The sequence below is a fragment of the Actinacidiphila sp. bgisy167 genome (genome assembly GCF_965342175.1).
Lineage (GTDB): Bacteria > Actinomycetota > Actinomycetes > Streptomycetales > Streptomycetaceae > Actinacidiphila.
On the sequence record NZ_CBDRBL010000062.1, the window covers coordinates 15105 to 32158 of the forward strand.

The window sequence follows — 17054 nt, forward strand, 5'->3', positions numbered from 1 at the left end:
CGTCGTCCGCCCGGCCCAGCCGGACCGCGTCCAGGAGAGCGACCCCGACGCTTCACGTCCCGGCACATCGACGGGCAAACGCATGGGCAGCGGCCGCTCTCCTGTACTTCGTGAGTCGACCTCTCGAAGCGTGGAGAACGGCCGTTCCCGCTGCCCCGGGGAAAGTCCGCAGGACGGGTGACCCGCGAGGGTGAGCGTCGAGCTCAGGCAGCTGAGGGCTTGCCAAGCCGGTCCGTCGGCAGGTGACGGGTGGACGGGAAACCGGCGAGCGCGATGCCGGCGGTGGCGAGGACGGCGGCTTTGAGGCTGCCGAGCTGCGCGTCGGCGTACTCGGCCACGAGAGCGTCGATCTCAGGCTTGGCCAGACCGGTGCGCTCTGCCGCGGCTCGCACCTGGTCGGTGCCGACGAAGCTGACGCCCGTCTCGATGGTGATGCCGACCTGCTGACGTGCCGCGCTGGAGATCTCCGGGTTGCCTTCGATCCGCGCAGTGAACACGTGCACGAGTGACCCGATGAGAAGCGAGCCGATGAGGGCGGTTCCCAGGGAGGAACCCAGGTTCTGAGCGGTGTACTGCAGACCGCCGACCTCGCTGCGCTCCGACTCGCCGACGCTGGATTGGACGACGTTGCCGAGCTGGGAGGCGAGCAGGCCCATACCCGTGCCGAGCAAGGCCATCGCCCATGCGAACGAAAGGTCTTTGAGGGATGGGGTGATGGTGGCCAGCAGCCAGAGAATCGCCGCGATGAGAACCAGCAGAGCAGTACGGACCACCGTGCGGGGCGAGGCGATCCTGCCGAGCAGGGGGCCGCTCATGGAGACCACGAGCATGCTGATCGACACGGGTAGCAGCCGCAGCCCGGTCTCGAAGGCGCTGAGTCCCTGGACGATCTGAAGGTACAGAGGGATGACGAAAAACAGGCCCAGCAGGACGAGGTTCTGACTGAGCAACGCGGCAAGACCGGCCCGCAGAGCGGGCACGCCGAACAACGAGAAGCGCACGAGGGGCTCATGCTCATGTGCCTCCCGCTGTCGCTCCCACCACCGGAACAACCACAGCACGACGGCGCCGGCAGCGATGACGAAGACGGTGAGGGAGAAGCCGAAGACGGTCACGGGGGAGTTGCGGGGCCGCAACCAACCCCAGTTGCTGCTTTGCAGGACGCCCAGCACCACCAAGGCCAGGCCGACGGTGGACAGCACGGCCCCGACCTTGTCGAGATGCGGTCTGGAGCCGCGGTGGGGTTGTTCCTCGATCCAGCGCATTCCCCAGAGGATGGCCGCCACCAGCACGACCTCGGCCGCGAAGACCAGACGCCAGGTCAGGTAGGTGGTGACCCAGCCGCCGACCAAAGGCCCGACTGCGATACCGGCTCCGGCCAGGCCGCCCACGACCCCGTAGGCGACGGCCCGGTCCCGGCCCTGGTATGTTCCGGCCACGAGGGCGGCAAGTGCCGGAAGGACGAGCGCCGCGCCGAGTCCCTCGATCACGGACCAGCCGACGGTGAGCACCCACAGGACCGGGGCCACAGCCGTGAGGGCGGAGCCCGTGGCATACACGATCAGGCCGACGCCGAACACCCTGCGGCGTCCGAGCATGTCCCCGAGTTTCCCGCCCGTGATCATGAGGGCTGCCATGACCAGGGTGTAGAGGGTGATGACGGCCTGGATCGAGGTGACGTCGGTGTCGAAGTCCTCCACCAACTGGCTGATCGAGACGTTCATGACGGAGGTGTCGAGAACCATCAGGAACTGCGCGGTACCGAGGATGATCAGAGCCCGCCATCGCCTCACCGCTTACACCTCCAGAGCCTCCGGTGTGCGTCACGGCTTGTCCGCGCGACCCCTCCGGTCACCATGAAGCAGACATATACCTGATTCGGTGCAGCGGAAAACGGATGTCCCGCCGGACCGCCCCCGAGCCGCCGGAATCTGCTTCCGTCCAACCCGAGTCGCTCAGCGCAGGATCTTCTCCTTGGCACGCCGGAATTCCTCGTCCGTGAGGTCGCCCTGGGCCCTGATCTCGGAGAGCCTCGCGAGTTCGTCCATCGTGCTCGGCTTGGCGGCGCCGGCGGTCTCGCGGATGTAGCTGTCGAAGGCCTGCTGCTTGGCCTTCGCCTGCTCCGCCTCACGAAGACCCATGCCCTTGCCGCGGGCGATGAGATACGCGAAGACGCCGAGGAAGGGCAGAACAAGCACGAAAATGGACCACCCCGCCTTGGCCCACCCGTTCAAGGAGTCGTCACGGAAGATGTCCATCCAGATCCGGACGAGAAGGAAGATCCATACGACCCACAGGAAGACCCACAGCATGGTCCAGAAAGCGCCGAGCAGTGGATAGTCGTAGGCCAGGTTCACATGACCAGTCATGTCGCTTCTCCTCTTGCATGCCGGAGCTCATCACGGTCAGCACCCGGCACCCCACGACAACGCGGGGGCGTCCGAGGTCGGATGAGCAGGCGCCGAGGGGCGAGGCCCCGAGCATCGCACCCGAGGCCTCCACGGCGCCGTCCCTCTGCCGGCTGCCGCCGGTGTCAGATCTCCGTCTCGCTCACGAGGTCGGCGAAGCCGAGTGCGCGCAGCACGCTGCCTGCCGCGTCCACCACTCGCGCACTGCCGACGATCGGCGCGATGGCCACACACACGGCCTTGGCATCCTCGACGGTCAGTCCGGCCTCCTTCGCCACGCTGAGATTCGCCACGTACGAAGCCGGGGCCGCATCCATCGCTACGAGCGCAGCGAGCCGGACAAGGTGGTACGTACGTTCGTCGAGGCCAGAGTTCGGCAGCGTCTCGATGTTCATGCGCGCGATCTGCTCGAAGACTGGCCACTCACCATGCGCCATCGCACCCAGGGTGCGCTCGGGGGCTTCTGCTGTCATGATCGGCGACCTTCTCGTTCGGTGCGTCATTGGACACACATGTGGGGTCATCCGCAGCACTTTGGGCCCATGCATCACAGATGTCCCATCTAGTACCTTCTGAGTGATTCCTCCCTGTTGTGGTCGTAAACCCCAGGGGGTGAACCGCCGGTGGGCCCTCGTGCACGACCGCCGGCGGTCCTCGCACAGCACAGGATGCCGATGCGTGGTGGGATCGGGGTGGTCTCGGGCGGCTCCCCGGCGGCCGTCGGGGAACTTCGCCCCCCCAGTCCGAGCAGATCGGGCGCCTGGCCCTGGCGCTCGGCCTCGCGTTGCTGCTCGGCCTGGTGCCGGGCGCGGCGTGGGCGGCGTCCTTGCGGGGGGTGCCGCCCGCGTCGGTGAGGGTCTGCATCCGGTCGCGGCCGAAGCGCCGGAAGACGGCTCCGGCCGGGCCGCTCCGAGGGCAGTGGAGCCGGGAGCGGCATCGGCGAACGTTACCCCGCGCAGCCGCCGGCTCAGGTGGGAATCAGCTCCGTGGTCGTCACCGATACCGCGCGCCGTCTGTCACCAGCGGCAGGCGGAGCGGAGTCGATGCCACCGCCTCCGCGTCCCGTGGCAGGAGCCCGGCTCAGTGGCCGTCACAGGGCTCCGGCATCCCGTGCCGTCCAGACGCTCGGGTAGATCGGCCGGAAGCCGAGTTCCCGGCGGATCCGCTGGTTGGACGTGATCCCGAACCACGGGTCGGGGTCCGCAAGCTCGTGGATCGCGGCGGGCACGTCGACGCCGTTGAGCTGGTACAGCTCGACCGTCGTGACGGGAGCGTCATCGGCGATGTTGTAGATCCGGCCGGCGATACCCGGCGCGTACAGCAGACGCATCAGTCCCTGGGCGACGTCCGCGTGGTGGGCCATCTGCAGGCGCTGGTGCGGTGCCCAACGGGCGGCCCAGGTCAGGACGTTGGCGAGGTGCGGGTCGCCCTCGCCGTAGACGAAGGGGAGCCGCCCGATGCGTACGTCCAGGTCCTCGAGTGCGAGCAGTTCGCGCTCGGCCTCGGCCTTGGACGCGGGGTAGGCGCCCCACATCGCGCCGCCCGGCCGGCTCTCGTCCTCCTCGGTCAGCGGGCGGCCCCGCCCGACGCCGTACACATTGTTCGTGCTGACCTGCACGAACCGCTGCACGCCGGCGGCCTGCGCGGCGCGGCCCAGAGCCACCGCGGCGTCCCGGTTGACGGCCCACGCCTCCTCGTCCGGTACCCCGCGGAAGGAGGCGGCGACGTTCACGACGGCGTCCACGCCGGCGAGCGCCTTGCCGAGGGTCTCCTCGTCGCGCATGTCCCCTACGGCGAGCTGGGCGCCCAGCTCCGCGAAGCGCTCGCCGCGGGCGGCGTACCGCACCAGGACTCGCACCTGCTCGCCCGGCTGTCGCTGGGCCAGCAGCCTCGGCACGAAGCGGCGTCCAACCTGTCCCGTCGTGCCGGTCACCAAGGTCAGCATGATGTGCTCCTCACGCACTGTGTCACCTGTCGTCGACGACCACCCTCGGCGGATGCGGAAGCGACCGGGAGAGACCTTTCGATCAGGGGATCGGGAGTCCCTGGATGAGCCGGACGGCGTCCCGCACCCTGGAGAGGTGAACCGACCCGAACTCGCCGACTTCCTGCGCCGCGCCCGCGCCCGCCTGGACCCCTCCGACGTGGGTCTCACGGCAGGCGCCCGCCGCCGTACGCCGGGGCTGCGCCGCGAGGAGGTCGCCCAGCTGGCCGGCATGTCCGTGGACTACTACACGCGGCTGGAACAGTCCCGGGGCCCGCGCCCGTCCCGCCAGATGCTCACCGCGCTGGCCCGCGCCCTGCGCCTGACGGAGGACGAACGCGACCACCTCTTCCACCTCACCGGTGAAGAGCCGCCGCGCCGGGAGGCGACCAGCACGCACGTGCGCCCGGGCCTGCTCCTGGTGCTGGACCGTCTGCACGACACCCCGGCGATGGTGGTGACCGACTGCGGCGAGGTCCTGGCCCAGAACGCGCTGTCGCGGGCGCTGAGCGGAGACGTCCTCGCCCGTCCGCCCCGAGAACGCAACATGATCCGCCGTTTCTTCCTGGACCCGGCGACCCAGGAGCTGTTCCCGCCCGAGGACCGCCCGGAGCGTGCCCGCGAGCAGGTCGCCGGTCTGCGAGCGGTGGCCTCGGCCCGCCCCACGGACCTTGAACCTGCCTCCCTCGTCGCAGAACTGTGCGCCGCCAGCAAGGAGTTCGCCGACCTCTGGGACGAACACGAGGTCGCCGTACGTCGCGCCGCCACGAAACGCTTCCGGCACCCGGCGATCGGCATCCTCGAACTCGACTGCGAGATCCTCGTCACCTCCGACCACAACCAGCAGCTCGTCATCCACACGGCCCGCCCGGGCACGGAGTCGTACGAGCGCTTGCGGTTGCTGCGGGTGGTGGGCTTGCAGGACCTGACGCCGACGAGTTCCTGACCGTGTGCGCGCCAGCCTGCCCGGCCTTGTTCCGGTAGCGTCGCGCCCGTTGGCCTGGTGCCGTCCGGGTGCCGCTGCCTCCGGGCTGTCCTGCCTTCGGCCAGGTACCCGCCTGCTCTCTGAGAGGGTGCGCGCAAGCCCTTGCACGCGGGACGGCGACGTGGTCCTGGCTCGGGCGCGAGCGGGCCGGTGGGCGGTCGGGCCTGCTCAATCGGTGAGGGGGGTCCAACCGTCGCGCGCGTACCAGTAGCGCGGCAGGCCCCCGATGCCGCTGGTGCGGAACGCATGGCCGTGGTCGTCGATGCGTTCGGTGCCGGTGCGGCCTTGCGAGGACCAGTCGAGTTCCAGGTACCAGCGGCAGTCGCACGCGGCGGTTCGGGCGTCGACCAGCAGTACCTCCGGGTCCTTCGAGGACACCCGGTAGGGCATGCGCATTGCCGGGGTGCTCGCTTCGTGCTCACTTCCCTGGACCGGGTGGGCGATCGGCCGGCGCATGTCCAGGTCCACGGCGAACGAGCGGGGGGTGATGTCGCTGCCACAGCCCTGGCCTGTGGAATAGACGGTGCCCTTCACCGGGTCGGCCCGTCCCACGACGCGGACCCGCAGCGCTTCCAGGACGACGGCCGCCTCGGTGCGCCCCTGCACGGAAATGCCCACGAGTGTGTGGCCGCCGTGCACCGCGCCTTGTGTACGTGCCCATGGGGCGGCGTCTTGTGGGGCCGGGGGTGGCGGCACCTGCCCGGGCGCCTTGTCGATGACGTAGTCGTGCTGGCAACCGAGTTCCCAGAGCTGGGAGTCGGCGGTCCAGGTGAGGGGCGGGGCGGCGGGCACGGCCGTGGCGGAGGGGTTCGTGGACGGGCCCGGCGAAGGGTCACCCGCAGCAGCGGGCGCCTCCGGCGAGGGCGCACCGGTCGATCGGCGCCGCGTGGCGGAGGCGGGTACGGACGGTGTCGTGGAGGTCTGCCGTGCGCCCGCGGTCTTCGCGGTGGCCGTGCCGGACGCCTGGTTGTCACCGGTGGTCCAGGGGAGCCCGGACGGCAGGGCGGACAGGCTGACCAGGGCGGCGATCAGTGCGGTCACGGCGGCTGCGGTGACCGCCATGCGGCGCCAGGGCCAGGGCTGTCGCGCGGCGGGGCGTGACGCTGCCACGGGCGCCGGGTCGGCGGCTGCCGCAGGCAGCGGGCCGGCGGCTGCCGCGGGAGCAGGTTCGGCCGCCCCACCGGCCGAGAGGGCCTCGCCGCCGGCCTGGCGGGCTCCGGCGTCTTCCGGCAAGGACGTGGCCGCAGTCCGGGACCGTTGCCGTGCCGCCACCGCCAGGACCCACCGCCGGTGCAGCTCGATCCGTTCGGCCGTACTGGCCTGGCACATCGCGGCGAACCGTTCCACAGGTGCGAAGCCGAGCGGTACGGCGTCCCCCGCGCAGTACCGGTGAAGCGTCGAGGCGTTCATGTCGAGGCGGCGGGCGAGTGCCGCGTAACTGCGGCCCGTGCGGGCCTTCAGCTGCCGCAGCAGCGCCGCGAATTCCTCCACCTCGTCCTGGGCCGGCACCGCTTCCCCTCCCCGCCACGCGCCCCAGGACGGCATCCCAGGCACTCCCTGTAAGGAGAGGTCAACAGGCCTGGGACGGTTCCACCGTTGCGGATGGTGCGCCGTCCGTTGTGCCCGGACGGTGCTGCCGCCGACGCTCGTGGTGTCGCCGGAGCCGCCCCGCACCACGAGGGTCGAGGAGGCCGCCCGCACTGCGACGCACATCCGAACCCATCGAATCGGGGGAGCTCACCGATGAACAGCAACACGACCGCCCGCAAGCACGTCCGCCGCACCGCTTTGATCGCCGGGCTGGTCGCCGCCGTGGCCCTCCCGCTGGGGCTCACCGCGTCGGCACGGGCGTCCGTCCCTGCCCCCGGCAAGGCAGCCGCCGTCGCGCCGCGGTCGGTCAGCGGCACGCCCGGCCAAGCGATGACCCGGGTCGCCGACTTCTACGGCGCGTACATCGACGCGAAGGGCGACTACGAGGACCCGGACGCCGCCCTGGCCACGGTGCTTCGCACGCACTACCTGACGGTCGACTTCGCCCAGCGGCTGACGGCCTGGGAGGAGGAGAACGGGACGGACGGCGTCCTGCGTGCCCAGAACGTGCCGGCGCGCTGGACGGTGACCGACAACGGCGCTGTCGGCAACGGCCACGAGGTCATCGTCACACTGACCTTCGGCAGCGAGGGGACGACGCAGAGGACCAGGCTCTTCGTGCTGCTGGAGCGATACGACCGCATCGCCGACATCAGCACCGCGAGCAGCCGCTGACGGCACGGCATCGATGAGCCGCGGGCATGTGCCCTCACCGGTCGCCACCGCAGGACCTCTGCGCCGATCGACGAGGCGGTGCCCCGCACCAGCTGATCGACACCCGGGTCTGGGCCTGCTTCCGCGGCTCGGACGGTCGAGGTCGCCCGCCACCGGTCCGGGGCCCCGCCCCATGGGGCCCCGAACCGGCCGGTGCGCCGAGGCGGCCGGACCGAGGCATCGGCTCAGCGCCGGGGGCGGGCGCGAACAGAGCCGGGCGACCGGTGGGATCAGCGGGCCGCCCAGGCCTCCACCGCGGTCGTCACCGGCGCCCCCGTCAGCGCCGACTCGTCGACGGCCAAGGCGAGCAGATGGTCCTGGCAGCCCTCGGCCAGCGGATACGGTTCCGGGCCGGCGTCCCGGACCCATGCGCCCGTACGGCACAGCAGGTCCACCACGGCGAGGTCGTCCTCGGACAGGCTCGCGCCCAGATAGTCGTTGCGCCACACAACCCGTCCGTCGAACGAGATGTGGTGCATCTCCGCCCCTTCGAGGTTGAGGTCGGTGCCGGTGCGGCGACGCACCAGCGGGGACTCCACCGGTGTGCGCGGATCGGCCATCCGCACCACCGTGTCGTCCACGATCTCGCCGAGCGAGCCGCGCACCACGATCCGGCGGGCGCGCAGCGGATTCCACCACTGGTTGTCCGTGAAGTCGTACAGGCCCGTGCGGGCCCCGCCGAAGTCCAGGAGAGCGAGAGTGGTGACGGCGTCCTTGGGCGTGAGGTCGTCCGACCAACCGCCGGGGGACAGCGGGTCGGCGAGCGGGGCGGTGAAGGCGCGGGCCGTCACCGTCACGGGCCCGCAACCGACATCCAGCGTGTGCCGGATCAGCGACATCGCGTGATACATGTGGGTCGAGGACACCTGGACGGACGTGACCTCGCCGATCACCCCTTCTTGTACGAGGGCGATCCGAGCGGCGTGGCCGGGCATCCGTGTGTACTGCTCCGCGACCTGGACGAGTCCTCCGCCCCCGGCGCGCGTCGCGCCTCCCACGGCATCCCACAGGTTGCGAAGCCCGTTCACGTCGGGCGCCGGCGGTGTCTCCGCGAGGACGGGCACCTCGTGCCCGACGAGTTCCCGCACGACCTGGGGCGTCACCTCCCACGGCACCGACGGGATCACGAACTCCGGCTTCCTGTCGCACAGTTCACCGACCGTCCGGAAGGCGGGAACCCCCCACTCCGTCTCCACCCGGGCGGCTCGTTCGGCTGAGCGCGTCACCACGCCGGCCACCGCCAGCCGTTCGGGCAGTGCCCTCGCCAGCCGGGCGAAGAACTCGGCCCGCCAGCCAGTGCCCACGATGCCGAACCGTATGGGTGTCGCGCTCACGTGTCCGCTCCTTCCGCGTCCGGGGCGCGAGTCTAACCCGGCGACCTGTACCACGTGCCGACGCGACGGCGCACCCGCCCGGGGCGGCAGCCTGCCGCCGACCGCGCTGTCTCGCGTCGTTCCCGGCACACGACGACCGCGCGGGCCGGGCGGCCCTTGTGCGGCAGCGGGCGGCGCACCTCGGGCCCCCGTGCCGTGGCGGCGGGGGCCGTCCTTCAAGAGGCGTCCAAGATCGTCAACGGGTGCTCAGAAGAAACTGATCCCGCCGGGGCCACCGACACCGCCGGGGCCGCCCGGTCCGAAGACGCTACCGCCACCGCCGCCGGCCTTTCCGCCGTCGCCGCCGTCGCCGAAGACGCTGTTCCCGCCGAAGCCTCCGTTGCCGCCGCCACCGCCGGCGCCGAAGACGCTGTCCCCGCCGGAGCCCGCGCTGCCGCCGTTGCCGGCGTTGCCGAAGACGCTGCCGCCGCCGGACCCGCCGTTGCCGCCCCTGCCCCCGTTGCCGAAGACGCTTTCGCCGCCACCGCCACCGCCACCGCCGCCACCGCCGGGACCGAACACACTGCCGCCACCGGCCCCGCCGGACCCGCCGGACCCCGCGTTGCCGAAGACGCTGCCGCCGCCGGAACCGCCGGAGCCGCCGGACCCGCCGGGGCCGAAGACGCTGCTGCCGCCCGCGCCGCCCTCGCCGCCCTTTCCACCGTCGCTCACCACACCTGCCGCGGCGGTGGTGCTCCTGCTCATGTCCACCGTCGCCGCCGAGGCCGGCAGAGCGATGGCCCCGGAGATCACGCCAGCCGACGCGAACAGCACCACCGCTCGCAGTCCACGGCGCGCCGGACGGACCTGACCTGAACCCTGAGTTTTGTGAAACATGACGTAACTCCTTGGAGGGGGGAGGGAAAGGGAATGCCGGAGGAACATCCGGGCCGGCGACGGGAACGCCTGAGCGGGAAGTTCCTTCGGGCTGGGCCTGCCGGTATGTCCAGTCCCGCGAGGCCCGCATCTCCAGTAGGCCTGGCCGCAGCGCCCGGGTCACGTTCCGACAACACGGGACTTGACGTGAGCCGATGGAGAGGCCAAAATTCCGGGCCCGAAGACCCCGGTCGCCACGTCACCGCCGGCCGGTTCGCCGTCTCGACACTCGCAGACCTCGCGGGGAACGACGGCGGTGGTCACCGCGCACCGGCGCGGCTCCGCCCCTGTACGTGCGCCGCGCCTCCGCCCGACCACGGGCCGCGCGGCGGCCGCGACCCGCGCCGGAAGATCACGCCGGTCCGGCCTTGACGCAGAACGCCTGCGGGCCCCGGGGATCGTGTGACCGGGGAGCCGCGCGGCGGCCGCGCGCTGCCGCCCGATCCAGGATTTGCTTGACGTATCAAGTAATGCTTTGATGGCGTACGAGGGGTTCGCCCCTCGGTGGGGTCGCTCCGCCACCTGGCCGGGGAGGCCGGACGCGACATCGCGAGTCGGACTCGTCATGCCCGGCCCGGGCCCGGCAGAACCGCGTCGCGCTCTCCCGGATCGCCGTTCGCCTGCGTCACGGTCAGCCTTGCCCGCAAGCGGTGCTCGCGGGCCGACGCGCTCCGCGGAGCGCGTCGGCGGGGGCTCCTCCTCGCGCCGTCCCGCCGTCCCGCCGTCACTCGTTCTCGATCAGGAATCCATCGTGTACATAGCCGCTGTCATCCTCAGCGTTCTGCTCGCCCTCGTCTTCCTCGCCGCCGGCGCTCCCAAGGTGCAGCTCAAGGGCGCTGTCCCGGACGGCCTGATCCAAAAGGGGCTCAGCTCCGGTCTGGTCCGCTTCGTGGGACTCGCCGAGGTAGCCGCAGCTGTCGGGCTGGGCGTCGGCATCTGGTGGCAGCCGCTGGGGATCGCCGCCGCGGCCGGAACGGTCGTGGTGCTCATCGGTGCGATCAGCTTCCATGCCAAGAAGGGCGAGTACAGCGACAGCGCCACCCGCGGCGCAGCGATCACCCCCATCGTGCTGCTGCCTGTGGCCGTGGCCGCGGCTGTGACTCTGGCCGCGTCGTTGTGACGTCCTCCCGGGCCTCAGGGCCCGGGAGTCGACGTCGACCGCCGTGTCGATGTCCCGGCATGCGGCGGCTCGGGCCTCCTGGGCGCCCCATCATGGCGTGGCGGTCGCGGCGTGCGCGCTGGTATCAGGCCGCGCTGCCGGAGCAGCCGGTCCATGGCGGGCCGTGGCGTCGAGCAGCCCCGCCGCTCGCGATGCACGAGTTCGTCAGGCGTCGGCCAGGAGGGGGTCGTAGGGGGTGCTTGCGCGGCGGCCCGACATGAAGGAGAGGAAGTCGCCCACGAAGGCGCTCCGGCCGTAGGCGCCGTCGGTGGTGGTCAGGTCGCGGTGGAAGGCGGTGCGGAAGAGTGCGCGGTACTCGTCGGCGTCGATGGCTCCGCTGCCGTCCTTGTCGGTGACGTCGAAGAGGACCTCCGCGACACGGATGAGCGCCGGTCCGGCGAGGGAGGGGACGGCGGCGGCGTACTCGCCGACGCTGACGCGGCCGTCGCCGTCGGTGTCGAGGGCGGCCTGGAGTTCGCGCCACCAGGCGGCGAAGGCGTCGTAGAGCCGGGTCTCCTCGGGTTCGTCCAGGTCGAGGCGGGTGGCCAGTTCGCGGGCCATGGCGGCAAGGTCGGGCCAGTCGAGGTGGCCGTCGCCGGTCTGGTCCAGCACCTGGCGGAAGAACTGCTCCGCCGACCGCCGGCTCTGCCCTGTGTCCGGCGAAGGCGCCGGGTCCGGTGCGGGGCCGGCGTCGCCGCCCAGTGGTGTCAGGAGGCGCAGCAGGGCCGATGCCCGCTTCATGCGGGCACGCACAGCGGCCACGGTCCGGGCGCGGGGGTCGTCGCTGCCGGGTGACAGGGACAGGACTTCGATGATGCCTTCGGCGCTGATCAGGCCCTCGGGCAGGAAGCGGCCGAGTCCGGCGGCGAGGTAGGCGCCCTGCATCAGGGCCTGGGCGCCGGGCATCTCGGGCAGGCCGGCCCGGCGCCGGTACGACTCGGGGAGCGAGGCGACGGTGATCGTGCCGAGAAGCGGTCCGGCGACGGCCCGGCCGGCCGCCCACAGTGTCGGCATGCCCTTGAGCAGTGCCGGAGCGGGCAGGTGGTCGAAGAGCCGGTAGAGGATGACGCGGGCCGCCTCGGTGTTCTCCAGCTCGTTCTCGACGACGGTGTCGAAGTACCGCCAGAAGTCGTGCAGTTCCTCGGGAAGTTCCCCGGCGTCGCCGTCGAGCGCGGCGAGGTACGCGCGGTACTCCGCGTACATCCCCTCCATCGTGTCCTGGTCGAGCGGCTGGCCGCTCAGCCGGCACATGGTGACCGCGCTCTCGAAGAGGGTGGCGACCACCCAGGCGCGGGCCTGGCGGTCCATCGCGTCGTAGGCGCGCCCGCGGGAGTCGGCGCCGCTCATGCGGGAGTGCAGCCGGTTGAGCCGGGCGGCCTCCCGTTCGCGCACCGCCGGATCGGCGTCGAACATGCGCCGCATGCTGAGGAAGGTGTTGCGCAGCCGGCGCCAGGGGTGGGTGGTGAAGGTGGAGTTGTCGAGGAGGGCGGCGCCGATCTGCGGGTGAGCGGCCTCCAGCACGGTGGCGCGGATCATGGCGAGCGCCCAGCGCGGGTCGTCGAAGAAGGCGCTGAACCGCGACTGCGGGCCGAGCAGGGGCTGTTCGTCGGCCGTTCCCGTGGGTCCGGTCGTCATGGCGGATCTCCGATCGTGCGGGGCGGTACGCCGCCGAAGCGGCGGTCGCGGTGCTGGTAGGCGTGCAGGCAGGCGAGGAAGTCGGGGGCCCGGAAGTCCGGCCAGAGCACCTCGGGGAAGACCCACTCGGCGTAGGCGACCTGCCAGAGCATGAAGTTGGAGATGCGTTGCTCGCCGGAGGTGCGGATGACCAGATCCACGTCGGGAGTGTCGGGGAACGGCAGGTGGTCCGCGAAGAGCCTCTCGGTCACCTCGTCGGCGGGCGTTCGGCTGCGGATCAGCGACCTCGCGGCCTCGACGATGTCCCGGCGCCCGCCGTGGTCGAAGGCGACGGTCAGCGTCATCCTGCGGTTGTCGGCGGTCAGAGCCGACACGTCGTCGAGATCCCGGGCCAGTCCACGGGGGATGCGCGGGTCGGCGGCCCCGAGGAAGCGGCAGCGGATGCCGCGGGCGAGCAGCAGCGGCGCGTGCTTGCGCACGACCCGGCGGACCAGGCGCATCAGGTAGTCGACCTCGGAGCCGGGGCGGTTCCAGTTCTCGGTGGAGAAGGCGTACAGGCTCAGCCACTCGACGCCGGCGGCCCGGGCCGCCTCGATGACGTCGATGACGGTGGTCTCCGCGGCCCGGTGGCCTGCCGTGCGGGGAAGAGAACGCCGTTGCGCCCAGCGGCCGTTGCCGTCCATCACGCAGGCCACGTGCCGCGGTACCGCACGTGCCGGCCGGCCGGCCTGCCGCTGTCCGTCGCCGTGCTGTCGCCTGCCCGGCCGGTCCTCGGCCGCCGCGCGTGCGCGCGGAACGCCGTGGTCCGTCGCACCCGGCCCCGTCTCGCCCAAAGCGCCAAGGTCGGTCCTACCGCGCTCGGTCACGCCCACCCCGTATCGCCCGTCCCCAACGCCCCGACCGGAGCGTCCCTTTCAGGAGTATGGCGACACGTAAGGGACCTCAACCGGCCGAACGGTGATCATCACCCATAGCTCACATGCCCGATTCTTCGTTTTCGGTATCGGGAAGCCGTCCATGCGGGGACTCCGCGCCGTGCTCGCACGCGACCGGCAGCGACCGGACATCCCCCGGCCAGGCGGCATACCGCCGAAGACCAGCGGGACGCTGGCGGCGGCGTCGACCAGACCGCCACCCGGGCCTTCGGCCCGAAGTGACACGCCGCACGTACGGGCGCTTGCGGCCGCCTCCCCGAGCCGGGGCGCCCTCGCAGCCGGCACGCCGGCGGCTTTGCCCATCCAATGATCTTGCTTGCGGAATTCTTTGCCCTCATACGGCAGGATGGAGAATCTAAATCCAGCGGCGAGAAAACGGATGCGCCGGTGCTGCCGCGTCCGCCAAGCCGCTATCTGCGGGGGCCTGGCGACCATTCAGCCGCTCTCGCGCGATCCAAGGTGGTTCTTCGATGAGCGTGACTCCCGCCATGGCCGATCGGTCGGAAGCTGATTCGCTGTACGACCTGGTCGTCGACGGGGCGCCGACGGCGTTCCGGGCCGAACTGGGACGGTGAGGAGATCGTCGGCGGCGCCATCATGTTCCTCGGAGTCGAGACGGCCCACTGCTACGCCGACTTCACGGCCCCGCAAGCACGAGGACGCGGGGGCCAGACCGCACTGCTCGCGGCGCGCGCCCAGGCAGCCAAGGCGGCCGGCTGCCGCTGGCTGGTGTCCGAGACCGGCGCCGAGGCCCCGGGGGAACACAACACCTCGCTTGCACAACATGCTCCGGATGGGCTTCGAGGTGGTCTACGAGCGCCGCAACTGGGTCCTGCCCTCCGGCATCTGAACGCCCGGCACACGGGCTGTGGGCGTTCCGCGGCCGACGCGGGGCACCCGCGACGGGGGCGGGCGTCCGGCCGGTCTCCCGCCCCATGGTCTGAGACCGGCAGGGCCGTCCCGCCGCACCGAGCACACTCCGTACCAGGGAGGACATCGCCGTGGCCCGCTCCACGAGCAGCGCCGCCCCCACGGTCCGACCGTGCGCCGCGGAGCGGGCCGTCTTCGGGCAGTTCACGACCGGCGTCACCGTCGTCACCGCCGGCGGGCGCCACGGAGCCCCGTACGCACCGCGGACCCCCGGGTTCCGGCATGGACGGACCGCGGCCGACGCCGACCGCGCCGTCGCGTCAGGGACGTATGGCTTGCAGGAAGAGCTCGCCGTAGCGCTGCCAGCGCGCCGGCTCCTGCTCCGAGATCCGCATGAGCTGGAGGACCGGGCCGCACAGCATGGTCCGCAGGTCGCGGACGTCGGCGTCGGAACGGATCTTCCCCGACTCCTTCGCCGCTTCCATGGCCGTGGACAGACGCTCCAGCAGGGTGGCCGCGGCGGGCGACTGCGGGTCGGCCAGGACGTCGGCGAGCAGCCGGTCGCCGGCCAGGGCGTGCATGAGGGCGAGGACCTGTCCTTTGAACTCGGCGTACGCGTCCGCGGTGGGGACGCGCGCGCCCTGGGACTGCTCGTACACGGCGAACCGGTGCCGGACCACGGCCTCCACCAGGTCGTCCCTGGTGGGGTAGCTGCGGTACACCGTGGCCTTGCCGACCCCGGCGCGCTCCGCCACCTGCGGCACCGTGGCCTGGAGCCCCCGTTCACCGAAGATCTCCAGGGCAGCCGCGAAGACCCGCTCGTGGTTGCGTCGCGCGTCGGTGCGACGGAAGTGCACAGCCTCCGGCTCGACGGTCTCCAGGTTCCGGGCAGCAGTCATCCCCCAATTGTGCACGTCCCCCCGCAAGGAGCTGCGCCGCGGCGCCCTCGCGGAATGCCGCCTTTGAGGACCGGCGCCGGGGCAGCGGACGCGCCCGGCCCCGGAACCCGGTCCGCCGCCCGGCCGTCGCCTCACGGATGCGGAACAGACGAAACGAACTCTCGACGTGGGGTGCGGGAACGACACCGGTCCCGTTGCCGGCTCCCGTCCGGCCGCACCGCCTCAGTCCCGGGGACCGTCTTCCTCAGCCGCGTCACGCCACCGGCGTCCCTCGGCACATGCCGGAAGCGCCCTCGGCGCGTCACCACGCTCGTCGTCGCGTCCGTCGGCGCCGCGGCAGCACTCTGCGCGCACGACGTCCGACCCGAACACGGGCTTCGAAAGTCGCACCAAGGCCACTCGACGCACGGGTCGTGCATCGTGGCCATCACGCAAAGGACAGACACCGCATGACCGCAGCATCGAACGAGACCGATTTCCCCCTCGACCGAGCCGTCCAGGACGCGCAGCGCGTGATGGCGCAGCGGAGGTCCGGGTGCCCGGTGGGTCACGTGCACGCGGGATCCGCGCACGGCGACGGCTGGCTGGTGACCCGTTACGACGAGGTGATGAGCCTGCTGACGGATCCCCGGGTGAAACGAGACCAGCGCAACGTCCCCGAGCTCGACACGCGCGACGGTCACGACAGCCTCCTCTACCTCGACCCGCCGGACCACACCCGCATCCGCCGCCTGGTCAACAAGACGTTCACCCCGCGCTCCGTGGAACCCCTTCGCCCCAAGATCGAACAACTCGCCGACGAGCTGCTCGACAGCATGGCGGCACAGGGCGAGGTCGACCTCGTCTCCGCCTTCGCCCTTCCCATCCCGCTGCTGGTCATCTCCGAGCTGCTCGGCGTACCCGAGGAGGACCGGGAGGCATTCGCCACCTTTGCGGACGCGTTCAACGGGACCCAGCACGACCCCGAAGTGGCGCGGGAGGCCCACGCCTACCTGGAGAAACTGGTGGCAGGCAAGCGGGCCGAACCGGCCGACGACCTGCTCTCCGCGCTGGCTCTGGCGGCCGCGGAGGACGGCGGCACGCTGTCCGAGACGGAACTGCTCCACAACGCCACGCTCCTGCTGGTGGCGGGCTACGACACCACGGTCTATCTGATCGCCAACACGGTCCTGGCGCTTCTGCAAGCGCCGCAGCAACTGGCTCAGGTCCGCGCGAACCCCGCTCTGCTGCCCGCGGCCATCGAAGAGGTCCTCCGCTACGACAGCCCCGTCAACATCAGCAGCCCGCGATGGGCGGCCGAGCCGATCACGCTCAGCGGCGTCACCGTGCCGGCGGGTGAGCCGCTGCTCATCTCGATCATGTCCGCCAATCGCGACGCCGACCATTTCGACGACCCGGACCGCTTCGACATCCACCGGGACCACAGCGTGCGGCACCTGGGTTTCGGCCACGGCATCCACTACTGCCCCGGTGCCCCACTCGCGCGCATGGAGACACTCGTCGCCGTGGGCAAGTTGATCGAACGCTTCCCCGAACTGCGGTTGGCGGTGTCGCCCGACACGCTCACCATGCGCGACAGCCTGCTCATGCACGGTCCCGCCAGCCTGCCGGTGCGCCTGTCCTGAG

14 protein-coding genes are annotated in these 17054 nt (G+C 71.5%); 4 read left to right on the top strand and 10 right to left on the bottom strand.

Annotated features, from left to right (window positions below; translation table 11 throughout):
• Positions 1 to 203: 203 nt before the first annotated feature.
• The 4 genes from ACRWND_RS21950 to ACRWND_RS21965 form a co-directional block, all read right to left on the bottom strand.
• Complete coding sequence (locus tag ACRWND_RS21950; protein ID WP_431951983.1) at positions 204 to 1793, bottom strand: MFS transporter; 1590 nt, start codon at positions 1791 to 1793, stop codon at positions 204 to 206.
• Between the two features lie 162 nt (positions 1794 to 1955).
• Positions 1956 to 2369 (bottom strand): SHOCT domain-containing protein, encoded by a 414-nt coding sequence (locus ACRWND_RS21955; protein WP_431951985.1) that lies wholly within the window; start codon positions 2367 to 2369, stop codon positions 1956 to 1958.
• Between the two features lie 164 nt (positions 2370 to 2533).
• Positions 2534 to 2881 carry a carboxymuconolactone decarboxylase family protein gene (locus ACRWND_RS21960; protein WP_431951987.1) on the bottom strand — a complete coding sequence of 116 codons (348 nt, stop codon included), beginning with the start codon at positions 2879 to 2881 and terminating at the stop codon, positions 2534 to 2536.
• Between the two features lie 617 nt (positions 2882 to 3498).
• The gene (locus ACRWND_RS21965) at positions 3499 to 4353 is read right to left on the bottom strand and encodes an NAD-dependent epimerase/dehydratase family protein (protein ID WP_431951989.1); all 855 of its coding nucleotides are present in this window, start codon (positions 4351 to 4353) and stop codon (positions 3499 to 3501) included.
• A 136-nt stretch (positions 4354 to 4489) separates the two neighbouring features.
• On the opposite strand from ACRWND_RS21965, the gene ACRWND_RS21970 reads away from it, so the two are divergent.
• Entirely contained in the window at positions 4490 to 5338 is an 849-nt protein-coding gene (locus ACRWND_RS21970; RefSeq protein ID WP_431951991.1) for a helix-turn-helix transcriptional regulator, read from the top strand.
• A gap of 207 nt (positions 5339 to 5545) precedes the next feature.
• Here ACRWND_RS21970 and ACRWND_RS21975 read toward each other — a convergent pair whose 3' ends face one another.
• A complete protein-coding gene (locus tag ACRWND_RS21975; RefSeq protein ID WP_431951993.1) occupies positions 5546 to 6886 on the bottom strand; it encodes a helix-turn-helix domain-containing protein in 1341 nt (446 codons plus the stop codon).
• A gap of 234 nt (positions 6887 to 7120) precedes the next feature.
• Between ACRWND_RS21975 and ACRWND_RS21980 the strand changes: the two genes are divergently transcribed.
• A complete protein-coding gene (locus ACRWND_RS21980) occupies positions 7121 to 7642 on the top strand; it encodes a hypothetical protein (RefSeq protein ID WP_431951995.1) in 522 nt (173 codons plus the stop codon).
• 269 nt (positions 7643 to 7911) lie between these two features.
• Here the strand turns inward: ACRWND_RS21980 and ACRWND_RS21985 are convergent, their stop codons facing one another.
• On the bottom strand, positions 7912 to 9015 hold the full coding sequence (locus tag ACRWND_RS21985; RefSeq protein ID WP_431951997.1) for a Gfo/Idh/MocA family protein: 1104 nt from the start codon (positions 9013 to 9015) through the stop codon (positions 7912 to 7914).
• A gap of 246 nt (positions 9016 to 9261) precedes the next feature.
• The gene (locus ACRWND_RS21990; RefSeq protein WP_431951999.1) at positions 9262 to 9891 is read right to left on the bottom strand and encodes a hypothetical protein; all 630 of its coding nucleotides are present in this window, start codon (positions 9889 to 9891) and stop codon (positions 9262 to 9264) included.
• Positions 9892 to 10681: 790 nt separating this feature from the next.
• Here ACRWND_RS21990 and ACRWND_RS21995 point away from each other — a divergent pair.
• Positions 10682 to 11050: a DoxX family protein gene (locus ACRWND_RS21995; RefSeq protein WP_431952001.1), complete on the top strand. Its 369-nt coding sequence runs from the start codon at positions 10682 to 10684 to the stop codon at positions 11048 to 11050.
• A 204-nt stretch (positions 11051 to 11254) separates the two neighbouring features.
• Here the strand turns inward: ACRWND_RS21995 and ACRWND_RS22000 are convergent, their stop codons facing one another.
• The 3 genes from ACRWND_RS22000 to ACRWND_RS22010 all read right to left on the bottom strand — a co-directional run bounded on the left by ACRWND_RS22000 (position 11255) and on the right by ACRWND_RS22010 (position 15428).
• Positions 11255 to 12724 (bottom strand): oxygenase MpaB family protein, encoded by a 1470-nt coding sequence (locus ACRWND_RS22000; protein WP_431952003.1) that lies wholly within the window; start codon positions 12722 to 12724, stop codon positions 11255 to 11257.
• Positions 12721 to 13419, bottom strand: a complete 699-nt coding sequence (uppS, locus tag ACRWND_RS22005) for a polyprenyl diphosphate synthase (protein WP_431952005.1) — start codon at positions 13417 to 13419, stop codon at positions 12721 to 12723. Before uppS ends, ACRWND_RS22000 begins: the two co-directional genes overlap by 4 nt.
• A gap of 1430 nt (positions 13420 to 14849) precedes the next feature.
• Entirely contained in the window at positions 14850 to 15428 is a 579-nt protein-coding gene (locus ACRWND_RS22010; RefSeq protein WP_431952007.1) for a TetR/AcrR family transcriptional regulator, read from the bottom strand.
• 449 nt (positions 15429 to 15877) lie between these two features.
• Here ACRWND_RS22010 and ACRWND_RS22015 point away from each other — a divergent pair, with 449 nt between their 5' ends.
• Positions 15878 to 17053 (top strand): cytochrome P450 family protein, encoded by a 1176-nt coding sequence (locus tag ACRWND_RS22015; protein ID WP_431952009.1) that lies wholly within the window; start codon positions 15878 to 15880, stop codon positions 17051 to 17053.
• The last annotated feature ends 1 nt before the right edge of the window (position 17054 follow it).